This is a genomic window from Mucilaginibacter sp. UYCu711 (genome assembly GCF_050433825.1).
Lineage (GTDB): Bacteria > Bacteroidota > Bacteroidia > Sphingobacteriales > Sphingobacteriaceae > Mucilaginibacter.
Map to the genome: position 1 here is coordinate 86,460 of NZ_JBNPWM010000013.1, position 17,859 is coordinate 104,318.

Below are 17,859 nucleotides of genomic sequence, written 5' to 3' on the forward strand. Positions count from 1 at the left end.
TTATAAAGTTGTTATTGCCGCTATAACAAGGCATTACGAGTTGTGTTCCTCTAAATGTTTATGCGGATTAACATCGCCTTTGCGATAGGCTATCCGCAGCATACTTGGCAATACGATAAGCAATAAAGGCAAAGCCGCCAAAAAGCCGCCAATAACCGCTATAGCCAATGGTTGATGTAACTGTGCGCCCGCACCAATACCCAGTGCAAGCGGCATTAAGGCTATAATGGCACCCAACGCTGTCATTAATTTAGGACGCAGACGGGTGGAAATGGCATAGATAATAGCGTCGTCAACACTTTTCGTTAACGCGGTTTCTTTAAATTGCAGGAAGGTGAAAATGGCGTTCTCGCCAATAATACCAACTATCATTATCAGCCCCGTATAACTGCCTACATTTAGCGGTGTATGGGTAATAAAAAGCGCCAGGAAGCTGCCTGCTATACCTAAAACTGCAATAAACAGTATTAAAAATGCTATCCTGAATTGTTTGAACAGGAACAATATTACCCCGAAAACCAACAAGCTTGAGGTAATTAAAATAATCAGCAATTCTCTAAACGATTGTTGCTGCTCGGCATACGCCCCGCCATATTCTATATGGTAGCCGGCAGGCATATTTATTTTGGCAGCGATATTTTTTTGGATGGCCGGGATAACGGTACCCAGGTCGCTGTTTTCTAAACGTGCAGTGATAACGCCCATAGATTGCAGGTCCTGGCGGTTTATTTCGGCTTCGCCTTCCTTTACGGTTACATCAGCCAATTGGCTAATAGGTACTAAGCGCCCGTTGCCTAAAAATACATTCAGGTTTTTAAGGGTAGCGATGTTTAAGCTGCGGTTGCCCGGGTAAACCATCCGGATAGGGGATAGCTGCTGGGTTTCGTACAAATTACCTACTACGTTACCATCCAAAGCGGTTTGCGCCTGGAACTGCAGGCTGGCCGGTGTTACTTTGTATTGCGCCAGCTTAGTATAGTTAGGTATAATACTTACTGATGGCCCGGCAATAACCACACCGTCAAAAACATCGGCGGTGCCTTTAACTGCGGTAACCTGGGCGGCAATTTGTTTGGAAAGATCTTGCAGGATATGCTGATCATTCCCAAAAATTTTTATCTCGATAGGTTGGGTCGAACTCATCAAATCGCCCAGCATATCACCTATAACCTGGCCGAAATCAACACGCAGGGCAGGTTGCGTTTTTTCTATCGCGCTGCGGATATCACTGGTAACCTCTTCGGTAGTTTTATCGCGGTTCTTTTTAAGCTGGATCAGGTAATCGCCGGTGTTGGGCTCGGTGATAAAGAAACCCATTTGCGTACCCGTACGACGCGAATAAGCTGCAACATCCGGATGCGCGGTAATGATCTTTTCGGCTTCGCGCAGCATCCGGTCGGTTTCTGCCAATGATGTGCCCGGCGGGCTGGTATAATCCAGCACTATGGCCCCCTCATCCATTTCGGGCAGGAAGCCTGTCTCTAAATTTCCCGGAATAAAAACGATAACCGCGGCTAACCCTAATACGATAATAATGCTCATGAAAGGCCGCAGGATAAAGAACGATACCCAACGTTGCTTTTTAACCTCGTGAACCTCTTCTTTCGCCGCTTTTTTATTTACTGGTTTATTAGAAGTTAGCAACAGGTAAATAACGGGCAACAATACCCAGGTTACAAAAAACGAACATACCAGCGTAATGATCATGGTATTGGTCATCACCTTAAAATAGGCGCCTGCCACGCCCGTCATCAGCAAAAAGGGAACAAATATTACAATGGTGCTGATAGAAGAACCCACCATAGCGGGGAATAAATAATCGATTGCCTTCTTTAACAGCTTGCGTGTAGGCTCTTGGGGATGTTCCTCATGGGTACGATGGATCTGCTCCACCACCACAATGGCGTCATCTATGATTAAACCTATGGCAGCTGCAACAGCACCAAGGGTCATGATATTGAAGGTGTAGCCAATAACATATAATACAATAAGTGTTAAGCAAAGTGTAACGGGTATAGTTATTAAAATGGCCGCGCTGGCTTTAAATGAGCGCAGGAAGATAATAGCGACAATAATAGCTAACAACAAACCCACCCAAACACTATCAGTAACACTTTTAACGCTGTCGTTCACAAAATCGGCCTGGACGTAGTATGGTTTTATGCTCACATCTTTAGGCAACAGCTTTTGCAGTGCCGTAACCTTTTTCGCCATATCGGTGGATAGGTCGATCAAATTGGCATCAGGCTGTTTAATAACCGCTACCAGCACACCATCGTGCCCGTTGGCGTTGATCTTGGTATATTCAATTCCCTCGTTTATTTGTACCGAAGCAATGTCTTTAAGCTGGATAATTCGTTTGCTGTCATTGCTTACTACCATATTTTCCAACTGGTCCTTACCCGTCACGGTAGCATCGGTTACGGTTAGATAAAGCATTTTATAATCAGATAAATAACCTTCTGATTTTATAAAGTTGGTTTGGCTCAGCGCCGTATTGATCATATCCGGCGTTAATGACAGCGCCGTCATTTTTTCGCGGTTAAGCACCAGCCAGTACTCCTTGGTTTTACCGCCGATTATCCTGATCTCTGACACGCCCGCCACCTGCGATAAAAACGGCTTAACAGCAAAAGTCGCCAGCTGTTTAAGCTCGATAGGCGAGCGTTGATGGCTTTCTAAAGTATACCCGCTAACCGGCAGGATAGAGGGGTTCATCTTCTCAACCGATATGTTTGTTTCGGGGGGCAAGGTATTTTGAATTTTGGCTATCTGGGCCTCTATTTGTTGTTTACTCAGGTCGATATCAGCATTCCAATCCATGTAAGCCGAGATCTCGGCGCTGCCGCGGCTGGTAGTGCTGCGCACCATTTGCAGGCTGGGTACTTGTTTTATAGCATCCTCTAACGGCTTGGTAACCGTTATCATCATTTTATTTACGGGCTGCAGGCCGGCATCGGCAATAACCTTTATTTTAGGGAAGGTGATTTCAGGGAAAAGCGAGGTTTGCAGTTTGGTATAAGCATAAATGCCGCCCATTAAGATCAACGATAAAACCAGCAGCAACGGCTTGCGGTAAAAAACAAAGAAATTCTCTGTTTTACTTATGTGGCTCTCGGTAGTGTTGGGCGTCATTACTTAATTTTTACTTTGGCGGTATCGGCCAAACCATAGTTGCCGGTTGTAATTATTTTATCCTGCGGAGAGAATTTGGGCGACAAGATCTCAATAGCATTAGCCGTCTCCATACCTTTTTTAACATGGGTTTTAACCGCTGTATTAGCATTGACCATTTTCATTACCCAAAACTCGGTTTGGGTTTCGTTAGCTAATACGGCCGATTTTGGCAACGACTGCGTGTTTGCTTTTAATGATTTTACGATCCTTGCTTTTGCAATTAAATTTTCGGGGATGGAATTATCACCGCCTACTTTAATAACCACGCCCTGTGTTTGCGATGCGGTATCAACTGTTGGCATAAATGAAGCAATGGTGCCGTTTACCAGCTTACCATCAGGAAGGGCAAGCTGCACGGTTTGATTGTTTTTAACCGATTGCCGCATCTCATACGGTAACTGCATGATGAATACAAAGCTCGATCTGTCGCTAATCACAGCTAATTGCTCGCCGTCCTGCACATAATCACCTAATTGGTGGTCGACCTGCGATACATATCCATGCTGTGATGCACGAATTTTAGTTACACCAGAAAACTTGAACGTAGTATCTAAAACATTGATGGAGTTACCAATGGCCTGGGCCTCTTTGGTTTTAATGGTAAACAAGCCCTGCCCCTTATTAACATAGTGCCCAACCTGCACGTTTACTGCTGTTAAATAGCCATTGGCATTAGCCTTTATAATGCTTTTTTGTTGTGATGTTGATGTAGCGTTAAGCGTAGTATAATCAACCAGCGTACTATCATTAACATTGGTGACCGTAACCGGGGTAACGGTTTCTACTTCAGTTGTGGCTTCATCCGCAGGTGCCCCGCCGCCTTTACAGGCAGGGAGTACCAGGGCAAGGCTTAACGCAACGCAGACAAATTTTATAGGGGTATTAAATTTTTTAAATATCTCCATGGGTTATTTGTTCCAGTAGTTTAATTGGTTGATGAGTTGCAGCCCGGTTATAGTGGTTTGGGTAAACAGGTTCTTTACCGACAGGTAATTGTTTATGGCCAGTATCAGGTCGGCAATTTTCAGGTCGCCGGTTTGCATCAGCTGGGTATCTACTTTTATCAGGCTTTCAATATATTTCATTTGGTCTGTCACCTGTGTAAGCAAGGCATCATTCTCGGCTATTTGCTGGTTAAGCTGTGCCAGTTGCTGGCGGTACTGCTTATCAAAAAACAACTTGTAATTTTGACGCGTATCCTCGTCCAAACTCAATTTTTTATAAGCCAGCTTTTTTTGCCCGCCATCATAAATAGGGATTGATAAGGTAAAGCCCGCGCTTACGCCAAAGTTTTTATACTCCTGCCCGGTAAAATCGGTGTTAAAACCCGCATCAGCCAGGGCGTTTAATTTTGGCTTATAAGTAAAGTCAAGCAGGCGGCGGCTATTAAGCAGCTTTAAACTATCAACCTTAAATTGATTAAAGAAAATGCTGGTGTTTGGGTCGGCACGCATGGCCTTTTTAATATCGGGTTTGGTTAAGGTAACCAACGCAGTGTCGGTAGTGCCAGACAGGTAATTAAGCGTGGCGTAATCATTTTTATACTGCGCCCGCGATTGTGCCAATTGCAGCTGTGCCTGTTTAAGGGTTACTAAAAACGACAGGTAATCGCTTTGGCGGTAAACGTTTGCACGGGTAAGTTTTTTGAGTACGTCGTCTTCTTTCTGTAACAGCTCAACTATCTCTTTATTAAAATTATATTGCTGCAGGCTGCCATAAGCAGTGATATATTGCCCGGTGACAGACTTTTTCAGGTCCTGCTCTGATATTTTAATGGTATTGGCTACCGATCGTGTTGCCAGCGAGGTAGTAAGCACCTGCTCATTAACATTTTTACTGCCAATAATGGCCTGGTTAACACCCAGCAAACCGTTAAGTGTATGCTCATTAGTTACAGCAGCCGAATAACCATAACCACTAATAACCGGGGCATATAAACCGGCGCTGTTAACCGCGACTTGCGGGCGCAAGCCGGCTTTAATGCGCATGCTGTCCAGTTTATTGGAGGCTATTTGGTTTTTGAGGTCCTTTAAAAGCGGGCTATTACTTTTAGCTACATCGAGATAGTAATCTAACGAATTGGTTTGGGCCAGCGCTGTAGTATAAAAACTTGTCATTAATAAAACGCTGAAAAACCATTTCATGGGCATACACGATATTGATTCAGCTAAAATACTTTATAATTCTGTATTAAATTTGAACAACAGGCAACAAGTTTAATACAGAATTGTTATTGAACTTTATCACTTAAAATCCTTAAAACTATGTGGTGGATCTACGCTTTACTCTCGGCACTCTTCGCGGCCCTAACGGCCATCTTTGCAAAAATTGGTATTAAAGGTGTTGATACCGACCTGGCTACCGCTATCCGTACGGTTGTTATCATTATACTGGCCTGGGCCATTGTTTTTGTAAAAGGCAGCAACAATACTATCGGCGCGTTAACCCGGCAAAACTGGACATTTCTTATCCTATCGGGCCTTGCAACCGGGCTATCATGGATCTGTTATTTTAAGGCCCTGCAACTGGGTAAGGTATCGCAGGTGGCACCGGTTGATAAACTAAGTGTGGCGCTGGCTATAATTTTAGCAGCAGTTTTTTTAGGAGAAACGCTTACTTTAAAAACAGGTATAGCTGCGGCATTGATAATAAGCGGTACGTTGGTGTTGATTTTTTAGGAATAGATTTGTTACCTGCAATTCAGATTTAATTCAACATTGGCGCGCACCTTTGCGCCATGAAATACATTTATACCGTTCTTTTTATATTAATTTCAATTGTTGGGGCTAAAGCGCAGACAGGGAAAATATCCGGCAAAGTAACCGATTCTGTTACTAAACAGCCGGTAGATTATGCCACCATAAGCTTGTTTAAAGCAGGGTCGGCAAGTCCGTTTAATGGTGCTGTATCAGATACCAAAGGTAATTTCACTATTGATAATATTGCTAATGGTGAATATTCGATAAGGGTTGATTTTTTAGGTTATAAAGCAAAAACTATAGGTAGCATCAGCATAAGCAATACCAACCGATCGGTAATATTAAATTCCATTATTCTTTCAGCGGTTAGTAACCAACTGCAAACTGTAACTGTTATTGGCAAGGCCCCGGTTGTTGAAAATAAGATAGACAAGATGGTGTATAACGCTGCTAATGATTTAACCTCGCAGGGTGGTGTGGCGTTGGACGTATTGAAGAAAGTGCCCATGGTTACTGTTGATATTGATGGCAATGTTGAGTTACAAGGCAGCCCGAGTATCCGCTTCCTTATCAATGGTAAACCATCCAGCATATTTGGCGCCAGTCTGACTGATGCGTTGCAGTCTATCCCGGCAAGCCAGATCAAAAATATCGAGGTAATTACTATCCCAGGGGCTAAGTATGACGCGGCCGGCACGGGCGGTATCATCAATATCGTTTTAAAGGACAATAAAGTTCAGGGCTTTAACGGCAGTGTTAACGCAGCGGTTGGTACACGGTTAAATAACGGATCGGTTAACCTGAATGCCCGCAGTGGCAATTTTGGTGTAAGCGCTTTTTTTAGTGGTAACCAGCAATTAAACACGAAGGGTAAAAACAGTACCCAACGTACCGCTTACAATAACACGCGCGATACGCTGACCCAATTATTACAGGATGGTAGCAGCGCGTTTAAACGCAGCGGATTTGGAACCGGGGTAAACCTTAACTGGTCCATAACCAAGCACGATGAGGTAACAGCAGCTATAAGTTATGATCAATCAAACAATCTTAATAATGGTTTAACTAACCAAACCCAGGGCAGGTATGTAGCAAATAACCTGATATCGCAATTGGTCAATGTGCGTACTTCTAACAGTAACTCGCACAACCATGCGGTAGATATGAGTTTGGAGTATAAAAAAACATTTAAAAAAGAAGGGCAGGAGCTGAGTATTCAGTACAATTCAAGTTTCGGCCATAATCGTATCGACGCGTTTCAGCAGCAGGATTATTTAACGGGCGGCATTTTTTCTAACGGTTTGCAAAGCAATAATGCAGGCAAGGAAAGCGAGATCAATATTTCTGCAGATTACACACATCCGGTAACCGAGGACATTACCATTGAGACAGGGGTTAAAAATGTAATTGAAACCATCAACAGCAATACCATAACAGATACCTTGTTGCATAACGGTAATTATATTATCAACCCAAATCAAACCTATGGGTTTGATTATCACCGTAAAATATATGCGGGTTACCTGTCGGTATCAGGTGAAGTGTTTGACCATTTTTTGCAGGTTAAAACAGGGTTAAGGTATGAGCGCACAATCACTATGGTTGATTTTGCGGGAGCAAACGTACCAGGCTATAATATTTTTGCGCCATCATTAGTGCTTATGCACAACATCGGCAAAAAACAATCTATCAAGCTAAGCTATAGTTACCGTATAGAGCGGCCCGATTATGGCGATCTAAATCCTTTTTATAATATCAGCGATCCGCACAACATCAGTACCGGCAACCCTAACCTAAAACCCGAGAAAGGACATAATTATGAGCTTGGATATAGCAAGAGTTTTGAAAAAGGCGGAAACGTTTATGTAGCTGCTGTTTACAGATATAACACTGATGATAATCAAACCTACACCACTTTTTACCCGGTAATAAATATTAACGGCACCAACTATACCGATGTAACCTTAAATCAGCGTGCAAATATAGGGTCGCAAACGCAGGTGGGGATAAACGTTTTTGGATCGGTGCCAATTACCAGCAGTTTTAACTTGCGAAGCAATATACAAGCAGGCAGCCGTAGCAACAGCAACCCGGGCAATCCTACAGTTACCGGCTTTGCCTATCGCGTAAATTTAAACGCCACTTATGAATTTGGTCATGATCTTACCGCCGAGGTGTTTGGGAATTATCAATCCAAACAAAAAAACCTGCAAGGTACGCGCCCGGCATTTGGCTTTTACAATATAGCGGTTCGCAAACAGTTCTTAAACAAAATGGCAAGTGTGGGCTTAACCGCGGCGAATCCGTTTAGCCAATATGTAACGCAAACCGGTACATCATTTGGCGCTAACTTTAACCAGGTCAATGTAAGACAGGTGCCTTATCGCTCGTTCGGTATCAGTTTAAGTTATAAGTTTGGCAAGCTGGCGTTTAAAAAAGAAAAAGACGATAATAATAACGGGCCGCAACAAACATTGCCAGAAAATTAATAGTTATTTTACCGAAAACAAAACGGATTTGACACTCAGTAAAAGAAAACGAATAATGCTATTGGTACTTGGAAGCCTTGCCATGGGCTTTTTGGTACTTACTGTATTTGTTTTATTGTTCCCGTCCTCATTTATTGACCGGGAGTTTTCAGAGGAAGTGCAGGAGCATTCTAACCCTTTTTTAGATACAGTTATGAAAGGCGTCAGCATCTTTGGTTATATGCCCTATTCTGCCATTATAGTTTTGGGCACAGGTTTATTGTTCCTGTTATTTAAACATAAAAAGGAAGCGCTGTTTGTTGTACTCACTGCTTTATCGTCCCTGGTGAGTTTGGGCATTAAAATCCTGGTGAACAGGCCCCGGCCTACAGACAATATCGTAAGAATACTGGTAAAAACTACCGAGAAAAGTTTCCCCAGCGGGCATGTGCTTTTTTACGTTGTGTTTTTTGGGTTTTTAACTTTGCTGATGTACGAGATTAAAAGCATCCCTAAGCTGGTAAGATACCCAGTGTCTGCGGTAAGTTTATTGATGATATTTACCGTTCCATACTCGCGTGTTTATCTTGGCGCGCATTGGTTCACTGATGTAATAGCCGGGTTTTTCCTGGGATTAATTTGTTTATACGGCCTTAGCGTTTGGTACCTGAAAAAGCCAGTGCAGTAAAAATATTAATAACCGTTAAATCGCTTTTCTGCTTAAATTTGCGGCTTAATGTCTGCAACTAAAACAACTTCAGCCCGCACACCTAAGCAGCTCCGACTTGCTAACGCCGTTTTCTTTTTCCTGTCGGGATTTGGGTATGCATCATGGGCATCGCGCATACCAACTATACAACATCAGCTACATTTAAATGAAGCGCAATTAGGCGGTATTTTATTTGCCATGCCTGTTGGCTTACTGCTAACACTGCCTGTTACCGGGCAGTTGTTAAGTAAATTTAGCAGCCGCCGTATTATGTTTTTTGGCGGATTGTTTTTTTGTGTGGTGCTGGCGGGTATAGGTTTTGCAGTTAATGTATGGCAATTGGTATTGGCGCTGTTTTGTTTTGGTGTATCGCGCAATTTATTTAATATATCTACCAACGCCCAGGCAGTAGCCGTACAGGCATTGTACGATAAATCCATCATGGCCAACTTTCATGGTATCTGGAGCCTTGCCGGGTTTGCCGGTGCAGCCGTTGGATACTTTATGGTTTATTATAATATTGGCACCAGTTACCACTTATTGGGCGTGAGTTTGCTGCTGATAGTATTTACAATCTGGTTTATTAAAGGCACCATTTACCAGGCACCTGTACCGCAGCCTAAAAAGAAACTGTTCACGCTGCCTGATAGATCACTGCTCATTTTTTCGTTAATATGCTTTGCCTGCATGGCTTGCGAGAACACGATGTATGACTGGAGCGGTATTTATTTCGAAAAAGTGGTACATGTATCAAAAACCACCGCTACCGAAGGCTTTGTGGTTTACATGATAGCCATGACGTTAGGTCGTTTCATCGGCGATGCAGGGGTAAATCGTTTCGGTATCAAAAATATTCTGCGGTATAGTGGCATGTTTATTTTCTGCGGATTGTTGCTGGCGGTATTACTGCCTTATCAAATAACTGCCGTTACCGGATTTATATTAGTAGGGCTTGGGGTAAGCTGTATTGTGCCCATGGTTTTCCAGATGGCCGGCAAATCAACCACCATGAGCAGTGGTACGGCGCTGGCTTCTATATCGTCTATTGGTTACCTGGGCTTCCTGATAGTGCCGCCGTTTATTGGTTTTATAGCACAAGCAGCCGGGTTGCGGTTATCTTTCGGCCTGATAGCCTTATTAGGTGCGCTGGTTGTGGTATTAGTGTACAATATCAAAGACGAAAGCGAATAAGCAAACAATTTCGCTTAAAATACGTTGAATTTATATATAACTCTCCGTATGAAAGCTCCCGGCAAACATTATAAATTCATTAACAGTAAAACAGGATATGTGATCTATCACTTTACCCTGAAAAACGACCTTAATGAAACCGATGCCAAGGCCCAACTTGAAAAAGTTAAAGCCGATGTTGCCACTAAAAACAGGATTTTTTTAGACACTATTTATTGGGAAGAGGAGCGGGATAATTAAAATCTCCTACCCAAAATAAGTTTAAATACCGCTTTATCTGTACTGTTAGTTAAGCCCCACCCATAGCCTGCATTAAATTCCCAGTCAGGATTGAAAGTAAGATCTGTAGCTAAGTATATTTGATGTTGTTGATCTGATGAATTGTAATAATGGAAAAATGGCCCGGTGCTTCCATAATATTCAGGCCCCAATGCCACCACTTTACTAATGCTGTAACTTAGCTTAACATTTGGCGAAAAAATAAAACCCTGATTTGATTCGGGTCCAACAAAACTCTTTTCTAAAGTAGGGTTTAGTGATACATACAAATTCCCCCATTGTTTATCAACAATGGGCCTTATTTCTAACGTAGTTGTATTAGCATCATAAGCAGCTTTTTGAAACCCAAATTCAAATGATATGCTTACACCAACCGGCCAGTTCCAGGTATCGGGCGCAGCTACGCGCGGGCGTATGTGCGAGCCCACGTAAGCGCTGCGCCCATCACTGCCAAGGGTATTAAAAAAGTAAAATCCGGTTTCAAACCAGGGCGTCCAGCCATGGGTTATTTCTACGGTTTCATGAAATACATGATTGGTAGGTAAAACGCCATCTTCGATAGTTTTACTACCATCAAAAGTATAATTACTATGTAATTCAAACATAGTGCGCCCTTTGGCCATTGTGCCAGAGCCGTAAACTTGAATCTCGTAATTTTCCTGGGCTTTTGCGAGGTTAAATGGAAATATTAAGATTATTAAAAGTAATTTTTTAAACATTGTATAAAATTTAAGGTTGTTTAAAACTATTAACCAAATCTGTAGGAATTATGAAGAAAGGCTATTACTACATAATTGCTACAATATTTGTCCATAAGTTTAGGGCTAATTACATTTCTAAATTTAACTACTATCAGACATGGCTATTATTGAACCCGTTAAACAGGATATCAAGCATCCAGAACAAATTAAAAAATATTCGTTCTCCTTACGTTTATGGCATTGGCTAAATGCCTTGGTAATAACCGGATCATTGCTTACCGTGCTTTTAAATTCAACTATTTTAGAAAGCCGCACCACTGCACCATTTATAAAAGATACCTTAAAAGGGTCGGGCGCTGTAATAACCGACGATCAAGCCAAATCAGTAGCGCATGATCTGGGCGATAAAGTCTGGGAAGTACATACCTGGTTTGGTTATGGCTTAGTTGCGCTATTGGTATTTAGGTTGATATTTGAATTTTTCCAGTTAGCCGACCAAAAGCTGATCCGCACTATCAAAAATGCTTACCACCAATACTTCGTAACCAAAAAACAACGCGAACTGGCCCGCCACGAAATGGTGGTTAAAACCATTTATGCTGTGTTTTATTTAATGCTGATAACCATGGCAGTTACAGGTCTGTTCCTGGCATTCGAAGATTTCTTTGAGGCTTATAAAGCTTATCGCCATGCTATAAAAGAGGTGCATGGGTTTATTATGTATTTAATTTTAGGGTTCATCACTATCCACATCATAGGCGTGCTTTTGGCCGAGCGCAAAGACAGTAAAGGCATTGTGTCTGATATGATAAACGGGGGCGGGGAGTAAGCTTTACCTTGTTATCAAATACACCTTATCCAAGGTCTGTTCCCTTGTCGCGCTGTTTACAAATTGCGGTATGATCTGCTCGCGCGAGTAGTTGGTAAACGATTGTATCATCCGGTAGGGGATATGCGTGTTGATGAGGTAATTTAAAGTGTACTGCGTGCAAAAGAAAGCGGTACTATCCTTAGTGCTTATGGTGGTGAATTTTTCTATCGGCACAAAATCAACCGGCTTATTACATTCAAACTGGAACACATTGCTCTCCATCCGTCCGGTATAAATATGGTAATTGGCGTATCTAGGCTGATTGATATATTTGGCCGCCGCAACCAGCCCGTTGTACGAGTTTATTGTTGGGTACAAAACCGTAACCAAATAAAAATTAGCAAATAAAACTGCCGAGCAGGTTACGAAAAATGTTTTCCGGTGCAGGTCATTAACCTGTTTGTTTATCAAGGTTATCAGCAGGAAGAATAACCCGCAATCCAATACAAAAAAAATAAATGATGCCGGTTTTAAAAAAAAGTTGATAACAAATACACTAAGCGTAAGCAAAATAATATAAAGCCATTGGTTTCCCAGCCTGAACTTATTGCCGGTAGTTGATAGCTGCCTGTAACAATAAGGCGCTGTAATTATTGCAAACAGCGGGAAAACGGTATTGGTATAAAACGGTAATTGAAACCCAGAGAAAGAGAATAGTACCAACAATAATAATCCACCGCTCAGCGTATAATATTCGGGCAGTTTTATTTTGTTATAAATTTTGCGTCCGCTTTTATAAACCGCGTAATAAAACATTAAGCACCAGGGCGCAAATGCCCATAACAAAGTGTGCAGGTAAAAAAAGATGTCGCCACCTTTCCGGCTTATTGGTCCGCTGTTTACAAAACGCCCAAACTGGCTGTCCCACAAAAACCATTTAATGCCCGATACATTGTGCCGATCAAAAACCAGTTTTTCGGGGTGCAGGTCAAATTGCAGGTATAAGGCGTAAAACTCAGGCAGGGTAAACAATAACGTAAGTATATATAACCCCAAAAACCGTGGGCTAAACAATTTACCGAATTGCTTTTTAGAAATCAGCTGACCCAACAATGCCCCGTAAATAGCAATAATAACAAAGATGCCCTTGGTCATGATAGCACAGGCAGTAAGCAGTGCGGCAAGCAAGAGGTCTTTATAATTAAAGCGTTCTTCTAAATTGGCTATATGGTAAATACTCCCAATTACTAATCCCATCAGGTAAGGCTCAGCACGCACATCGGTGTTCGACATGATGGCGTACTGCGAGGTCATTAATATCAGCACGGCTACTGCCGCAGCTTCCCAATCGTAATACTTACGGGCAAACAGGTACGTATAGCGCGCACTCATTAAAAAGAAAAGCAGGGCGGGCAGTCTGTACGCCCAAACGCTGATACCAAATATTTTAAAACTTATAGCCGCCATCCAAAATGGAAAATGCGGTTTATCCAGCCAATCCTGGTTATAGGTAAAAAGCTGCAAAAAATCGTGCTTATAAAGCAGGTTTTTGGATATCGATGCATATAGCCCCGGGTCGTCGGTGAAGAAATTAACGTTTATCCCGCTTAGGTTAACCGCAAACGCCAAAACAAACAGCAGTAAATAAATAGGTTTGTCTTTATTCTTCATCCCTGCAATTATAAGAGTTTTACAGCATATAGGGCACAAAAAAACCCTTACCTTTAAGGGGCAAGGGCCAACTCACAACAATTGTTTAACCTTGGGCTATGAAACCCTCAGTCAATTCCTAACTGCAATGCAAGTCAGCTGTTATAACATCTTGTATATTGTTTGGTTTTATTTAGTGCAATAAATTTTCAACTTTATTGTTTTGGTAGCAACGATATTTTCAACTTATCTTTATACTGTAAATCAAACTAACCAAAATATGAAAAAAGTAGTTCAATTAAAGGCATTAGCAGTATTAGTAGTTGCGTTGTTATGCTCAACTGCCGCATCTGCACAAAAAGTAGTAGCCAGCCCCCGCGATAGCGTTAGCGGCAAAGTGCACGGCGCAACTATCAGCATCAATTATGGTTCGCCATCTGTAAAAGGACGTAAAATTTATGGTGGCTTACAGCCATACGGTAAAATGTGGAGAGCTGGCGCAAACGAAGCCACCAAATTTACAACCGACAAAGACATTATGGTTGAAGGCAAAAAATTGCCTGCAGGCTCATACTCATTGTTTGTTACACCAGGCGAAAAAGAATTTGTAGTTACGTTTAATTCGCAAACCGGCCAATGGGGTATAAAAGGTGGCGGACTTGCTAACGAAGATCCAGCAAAAGATGTGTTAGCTGTAACCGTTACTGGTAAACCGGCACCAATGACCGAGCGTTTAAAATATGTAATAACCTCAAAAGGTTTTGAACTGGTATGGGATACTACATCAATCCCGGTATCGATAAAATAACTGCAACTATTGTTGTATAGCTTGATAGCGGTGGGTTTCAAATCCATCGCTATTTTTTTGACTGGCATAGCCTATATTTGTTTTATAAATGCCGTACCAATTTAATAAAATACATAAGCGCTTATTTGCTATTGCGATATTGGCAATAACGCTGTTTCTGTTAGCTGTTTTTGAAGATCATCCGGCAGCGGTAGAACGGTATTACTCGCAGGGTTTGTATGTTGCTGTTTGCCGGGTATTGCATCCCATATTAAATATCTTCCCCTTTAGTGTGGGCGACCTGCTTTACATTGCTGTGGTTGCCTGGTTAATTTACTTATTTATTAAGCTGATAATATTAGCTTTTAAAAAACAATTTAAAAACGCAGGCACGCTGGTGCTGGGTATAATTATAGGCGTGCAAACCGGCATGCTTATCTTTTACCTTTTTTGGGGATTAAACTATTACCGCCCATCGGCCGCCCAACGGCTTAGCTTACGCGATACCAGCTTTACCACTGCCGATCTGCAAAATGTTACCTGTATCATCATTGATAGCGCTAATGCCGCCCGCGCCCGCATTACCCGTGCTGATACCCTGCAAGACAACGCTTCCATTTACCAAACTGCTGTAAACGCTATTAGTAAGATCTCGGCTGATTCTGTTAGCTTTCGGGCCTGGAATCCCCATATCAAACCCTCGCTGCTTACTCCACTAATGAACTATTTAGGCACCTCAGGCTATTATAATCCATTTACCTCCGAAGCGCAGATGAATTACCAGATGCCCTATTTTGAGCGCCCGTTTGTAGCCTGCCATGAAATGTCGCACCAAATAGGTTTTGGGCCTGAGGATGAAGCTAATTTTGCGGGTTTTTTAGCAGGCATAGGTTCGCATGACCGTTTGCTGCGTTACTCTGTGTATCAAATGGCAATGAGTGAGTGTATGCATGCGCTTCGCCGCCGTGACACTGTTGCCAGTAACGAATTAAAAACACATATATCAGCAGCGGTGCGGGCCGATGTAAGGGGGCAACACGCCTATTGGATGGCTTTCAGGAGTAAGATAGGCTTGTTAAGCAGTGTTTTTTATGACGATTATTTAAAAGCCAATAACCAGCCCCATGGTATGGATACCTATAACCAAATGGTATTGCTGTTAATGGCCTGGTACACAAAATGATGGTGCTTTAACGGAATTTTATTAATTTTAGCTATTATTACCCTGATTGATGAAGAAGTACCTGCTAACCCTGATAGTTTATTTATGCTGCACGCATTTACATGCGCAAAGTATAAGTTTGCTTAACCTTATTAATTTAACCAGCCTTAATAACGCACAGGCAGGTACCACGCTTACAGCGGGCAAAGTATGGTATATGCAATATGGCGAAGAGTTGAATGGATTTGTGGTTGAGCATTATCAATCAATGGCGCAGCCCGTTAAAAAAGAAACTATTATCATTGGTTCAGGTTTTAAAACTGCCACGGGCGCTATACTGCGTACGGTAAGCTATGTTAGCCCAAACCCACAGGATATAATTAATTTGGTTGCCCAAACAAAGGCGGCCGGCCTGGCCATTTTTTTCCAGGGATCGGACGCGAAGGATAATATTTATATCTACGAAAACTTTTTATACCACGTGGTGGTGCGCTTGGCGCTTGATAACAGCAAAGGCGTAATTGATATTACCCAGAAACAAGTATTTGTTGAGTAAGCCTTAAAACGCGTAAACGTAGTGATTGCTGATGTGTTTCTCCAATTGGTACATCAACGCTTTTTTAAGGCGCCCTTTGTAGCACACAATTATAAAGTTATGCTAAGCAAGCGTTAAATAATTTATAAATATTGCGTTATAATTTGCTGCAGTTGGTTGGCTTGTACCACACCGCTTTGGCGCCACTTGGTTTCGCCTTGTTTAAATATAATTAAGGTGGGTACCCCTTGTACCTTATAAGCAGATGCGGCCGCAGGATTTTTGTCTACATCAATTTTTATAATCGTTATTTTATCGCCCATGGTGCTTTTTAATTGTTGCAGTATGGGTGCCATCATTTTACAAGGCCCGCACCACTCGGCCGAAAAATCAACCAATACCGGTTTCTCTGATGCGATGATGTCCTGGAAATTTGCCATGATATTTGATGTTGTTAAGTTTATAACAATCAAAAAACCAATGTGTTTAAATTTAATTTTTACAAATGCACATCAATTATCTCTGCCTTTTTTGTCGCCAGTAATGCCAGCTCGGTTGCTAAAAAGCAATGCGTTTGCGGCATGGCGGTTTCAGTACGGTTTATAATATCGTTCACAAACAACTCGCCAAAGGGGAGTGCGTCCTTACTGCAATCAAAATATTTAATTTCTTTTTGGTTGGCCATAAACAAGTGGTCGCCACCGGGCCTGCCGGCAATATCAATAGTCTTGCGTACCTCTATATAGCCTTCGGTGCCTAAAATGGTAAGCCTGCCATCGCCAAAGGTGCTTACACCACCGGGGGTAAACCAATCCAGCCTGATATAACCCATACCACCATTACCGCGTAGCATAACATCGCCAAAATCATAAAGCTTTGGGTATTGCGGATGGTTAACATTACCCATTTGCGAGGCCACTATCTGGGCCTTGGTGCTACCAGTAAAGTATAGATATTGGTCAAACTGGTGCGAACCTATATCGGTTAAGATAGCGCCGCAGTACTTCGGGTCAAAATACCATTCGGGCCGCGTTTCAGGGCTCATTTTATGCGGGGCAAGGTTAACCGTTTGTATCACTTTACCTATGGCACCTGCTTTAACCAACTCGCCGGCCCTAACTGTTGCACGGCTTTCAAACCGCTCGCTAAACATAATAGAATAAATACGTTTGGTTTCTTTTTGCACACGCTTAACTTCGGCAAATTGCTCTAAAGTTATTACGCCTGGTTTGTCAACCAGGTAATCTTTGCCGGCTTTCATTACCCTGACACCCAATGGCGCACGGTCGATAGGGATCCCCGAGCTTAATACCAGTTGTATGGCCTTATCATTTAAGATCTCATCCTCGCTTTTGGCGTGTTTAGCTCTTGGATAACGCTTTGCAAATTGTGCGGCAAGGTCGGCCTCTTTTATGTAGTAGGATACCAGCTCGCCGCCACCTTTCATTACCGCGCCAATCATGCCGTAAATATGGCTGTGGTTAATACCAATAACCGAAAATTTTATCCGGTTTTCAAATACTTTTTCGGTGATATTGCGCGCAGGTTCATAAACAACTTTTGGCGCTGCAGCTGATGATAAGTTTGGCAATAAAGCCATGCCTGCGGCAACTGCTGCGGTATCTTTAATAAAATTACGGCGTTGCATAGTTTATAAGTTTTCATGAAGGTATAAAAATATAACAAAATG

Annotated in this window: 16 protein-coding genes; 9 read left to right on the forward strand and 7 right to left on the reverse strand. The window is 42.2% G+C overall.

Going from position 1 to position 17,859, the window contains the following annotated elements; translation table 11 throughout:
- Positions 1-33 precede the first annotated feature (33 nt).
- From ABIB50_RS23945 to ABIB50_RS23955, 3 genes are read right to left on the reverse strand one after another with little or no spacing between them, the layout of a single operon-like run.
- A complete protein-coding gene (locus tag ABIB50_RS23945) occupies positions 34-3,135 on the reverse strand; it encodes an efflux RND transporter permease subunit (RefSeq protein ID WP_429383973.1) in 3,102 nt (1,033 codons plus the stop codon).
- Positions 3,135-4,082: an efflux RND transporter periplasmic adaptor subunit gene (locus ABIB50_RS23950; RefSeq protein ID WP_429383975.1), complete on the reverse strand. Its 948-nt coding sequence runs from the start codon at positions 4,080-4,082 to the stop codon at positions 3,135-3,137. Before ABIB50_RS23950 ends, ABIB50_RS23945 begins: the two co-directional genes overlap by 1 nt.
- A 3-nt stretch (positions 4,083-4,085) precedes the next feature.
- On the reverse strand, positions 4,086-5,321 hold the full coding sequence (locus ABIB50_RS23955) for a TolC family protein (protein ID WP_429383977.1): 1,236 nt from the start codon (positions 5,319-5,321) through the stop codon (positions 4,086-4,088).
- A gap of 120 nt (positions 5,322-5,441) precedes the next feature.
- Here ABIB50_RS23955 and ABIB50_RS23960 point away from each other — a divergent pair, with 120 nt between their 5' ends.
- Genes ABIB50_RS23960 through ABIB50_RS23980 form a run of 5 tightly spaced genes read left to right on the forward strand, consistent with a single transcriptional unit; the run spans position 5,442 to position 10,484 of the window.
- On the forward strand, positions 5,442-5,855 hold the full coding sequence (locus ABIB50_RS23960) for an EamA family transporter (RefSeq protein ID WP_429383979.1): 414 nt from the start codon (positions 5,442-5,444) through the stop codon (positions 5,853-5,855).
- A 59-nt stretch (positions 5,856-5,914) separates the two neighbouring features.
- Positions 5,915-8,365 (forward strand): TonB-dependent receptor domain-containing protein, encoded by a 2,451-nt coding sequence (locus ABIB50_RS23965; protein WP_429383981.1) that lies wholly within the window; start codon positions 5,915-5,917, stop codon positions 8,363-8,365.
- A 55-nt stretch (positions 8,366-8,420) separates the two neighbouring features.
- On the forward strand, positions 8,421-9,032 hold the full coding sequence (locus tag ABIB50_RS23970) for a phosphatase PAP2 family protein (protein ID WP_429383983.1): 612 nt from the start codon (positions 8,421-8,423) through the stop codon (positions 9,030-9,032).
- Between the two features lie 48 nt (positions 9,033-9,080).
- Complete coding sequence (locus ABIB50_RS23975) at positions 9,081-10,244, forward strand: MFS transporter (protein ID WP_429383985.1); 1,164 nt, start codon at positions 9,081-9,083, stop codon at positions 10,242-10,244.
- Positions 10,245-10,292: 48 nt separating this feature from the next.
- Complete coding sequence (locus ABIB50_RS23980; protein WP_429383987.1) at positions 10,293-10,484, forward strand: hypothetical protein; 192 nt, start codon at positions 10,293-10,295, stop codon at positions 10,482-10,484.
- Here ABIB50_RS23980 and ABIB50_RS23985 read toward each other — a convergent pair.
- Positions 10,481-11,242 carry a hypothetical protein gene (locus tag ABIB50_RS23985; RefSeq protein WP_429383989.1) on the reverse strand — a complete coding sequence of 254 codons (762 nt, stop codon included), beginning with the start codon at positions 11,240-11,242 and terminating at the stop codon, positions 10,481-10,483. The two genes, ABIB50_RS23980 and ABIB50_RS23985, sit on opposite strands and share 4 nt — an antisense overlap.
- A gap of 139 nt (positions 11,243-11,381) precedes the next feature.
- On the opposite strand from ABIB50_RS23985, the gene ABIB50_RS23990 reads away from it, so the two are divergent.
- The gene (locus ABIB50_RS23990) at positions 11,382-12,053 is read left to right on the forward strand and encodes a cytochrome b/b6 domain-containing protein (protein ID WP_429383991.1); all 672 of its coding nucleotides are present in this window, start codon (positions 11,382-11,384) and stop codon (positions 12,051-12,053) included.
- Between the two features lie 3 nt (positions 12,054-12,056).
- Here ABIB50_RS23990 and ABIB50_RS23995 read toward each other — a convergent pair whose 3' ends face one another.
- On the reverse strand, positions 12,057-13,706 hold the full coding sequence (locus ABIB50_RS23995; protein WP_429383993.1) for an ArnT family glycosyltransferase: 1,650 nt from the start codon (positions 13,704-13,706) through the stop codon (positions 12,057-12,059).
- A 259-nt stretch (positions 13,707-13,965) separates the two neighbouring features.
- Here ABIB50_RS23995 and ABIB50_RS24000 point away from each other — a divergent pair, with 259 nt between their 5' ends.
- The 3 genes from ABIB50_RS24000 to ABIB50_RS24010 all read left to right on the forward strand — a co-directional run bounded on the left by ABIB50_RS24000 (position 13,966) and on the right by ABIB50_RS24010 (position 16,190).
- Positions 13,966-14,493, forward strand: coding sequence for a DUF2911 domain-containing protein (locus ABIB50_RS24000; protein ID WP_429383995.1), 528 nt, complete (start codon positions 13,966-13,968; stop codon positions 14,491-14,493).
- 88 nt (positions 14,494-14,581) lie between these two features.
- Positions 14,582-15,655, forward strand: coding sequence for a DUF3810 domain-containing protein (locus ABIB50_RS24005; protein ID WP_429383997.1), 1,074 nt, complete (start codon positions 14,582-14,584; stop codon positions 15,653-15,655).
- Between the two features lie 49 nt (positions 15,656-15,704).
- The gene (locus ABIB50_RS24010) at positions 15,705-16,190 is read left to right on the forward strand and encodes a hypothetical protein (RefSeq protein ID WP_429383999.1); all 486 of its coding nucleotides are present in this window, start codon (positions 15,705-15,707) and stop codon (positions 16,188-16,190) included.
- A 122-nt stretch (positions 16,191-16,312) separates the two neighbouring features.
- Here the strand turns inward: ABIB50_RS24010 and trxA are convergent, their stop codons facing one another.
- Together trxA and ABIB50_RS24020 are read right to left on the reverse strand one after the other, a co-directional pair.
- Entirely contained in the window at positions 16,313-16,609 is a 297-nt protein-coding gene (gene trxA / locus ABIB50_RS24015) for a thioredoxin (RefSeq protein ID WP_429384000.1), read from the reverse strand.
- Between the two features lie 59 nt (positions 16,610-16,668).
- On the reverse strand, positions 16,669-17,817 hold the full coding sequence (locus ABIB50_RS24020; protein ID WP_429384002.1) for a Gfo/Idh/MocA family protein: 1,149 nt from the start codon (positions 17,815-17,817) through the stop codon (positions 16,669-16,671).
- Between the last annotated feature and the right edge of the window lie 42 nt (positions 17,818-17,859).

Excerpts from the sequence above, each read along its gene's own strand:
- ABIB50_RS23945 (WP_429383973.1), bottom strand. The coding sequence starts at position 3,135 with ATGACGCCCAACACTACCGAGAGCCACATAAGTAAAACAGAGAATTTC.
- ABIB50_RS23950 (WP_429383975.1), bottom strand. The coding sequence starts at position 4,082 with ATGGAGATATTTAAAAAATTTAATACCCCTATAAAATTTGTCTGCGTT.
- ABIB50_RS23955 (WP_429383977.1), bottom strand. The coding sequence starts at position 5,321 with ATGAAATGGTTTTTCAGCGTTTTATTAATGACAAGTTTTTATACTACA.
- ABIB50_RS23960 (WP_429383979.1), top strand. The coding sequence starts at position 5,442 with ATGTGGTGGATCTACGCTTTACTCTCGGCACTCTTCGCGGCCCTAACG.
- ABIB50_RS23965 (WP_429383981.1), top strand. The coding sequence starts at position 5,915 with ATGAAATACATTTATACCGTTCTTTTTATATTAATTTCAATTGTTGGG.
- ABIB50_RS23970 (WP_429383983.1), top strand. The coding sequence starts at position 8,421 with ATGCTATTGGTACTTGGAAGCCTTGCCATGGGCTTTTTGGTACTTACT.
- ABIB50_RS23975 (WP_429383985.1), top strand. The coding sequence starts at position 9,081 with ATGTCTGCAACTAAAACAACTTCAGCCCGCACACCTAAGCAGCTCCGA.
- ABIB50_RS23980 (WP_429383987.1), top strand. The coding sequence starts at position 10,293 with ATGAAAGCTCCCGGCAAACATTATAAATTCATTAACAGTAAAACAGGA.
- ABIB50_RS23985 (WP_429383989.1), bottom strand. The coding sequence starts at position 11,242 with ATGTTTAAAAAATTACTTTTAATAATCTTAATATTTCCATTTAACCTC.
- ABIB50_RS23990 (WP_429383991.1), top strand. The coding sequence starts at position 11,382 with ATGGCTATTATTGAACCCGTTAAACAGGATATCAAGCATCCAGAACAA.
- ABIB50_RS23995 (WP_429383993.1), bottom strand. The coding sequence starts at position 13,706 with ATGAAGAATAAAGACAAACCTATTTATTTACTGCTGTTTGTTTTGGCG.
- ABIB50_RS24000 (WP_429383995.1), top strand. The coding sequence starts at position 13,966 with ATGAAAAAAGTAGTTCAATTAAAGGCATTAGCAGTATTAGTAGTTGCG.
- ABIB50_RS24005 (WP_429383997.1), top strand. The coding sequence starts at position 14,582 with ATGCCGTACCAATTTAATAAAATACATAAGCGCTTATTTGCTATTGCG.
- ABIB50_RS24010 (WP_429383999.1), top strand. The coding sequence starts at position 15,705 with ATGAAGAAGTACCTGCTAACCCTGATAGTTTATTTATGCTGCACGCAT.
- trxA (WP_429384000.1), bottom strand. The coding sequence starts at position 16,609 with ATGGCAAATTTCCAGGACATCATCGCATCAGAGAAACCGGTATTGGTT.
- ABIB50_RS24020 (WP_429384002.1), bottom strand. The coding sequence starts at position 17,817 with ATGCAACGCCGTAATTTTATTAAAGATACCGCAGCAGTTGCCGCAGGC.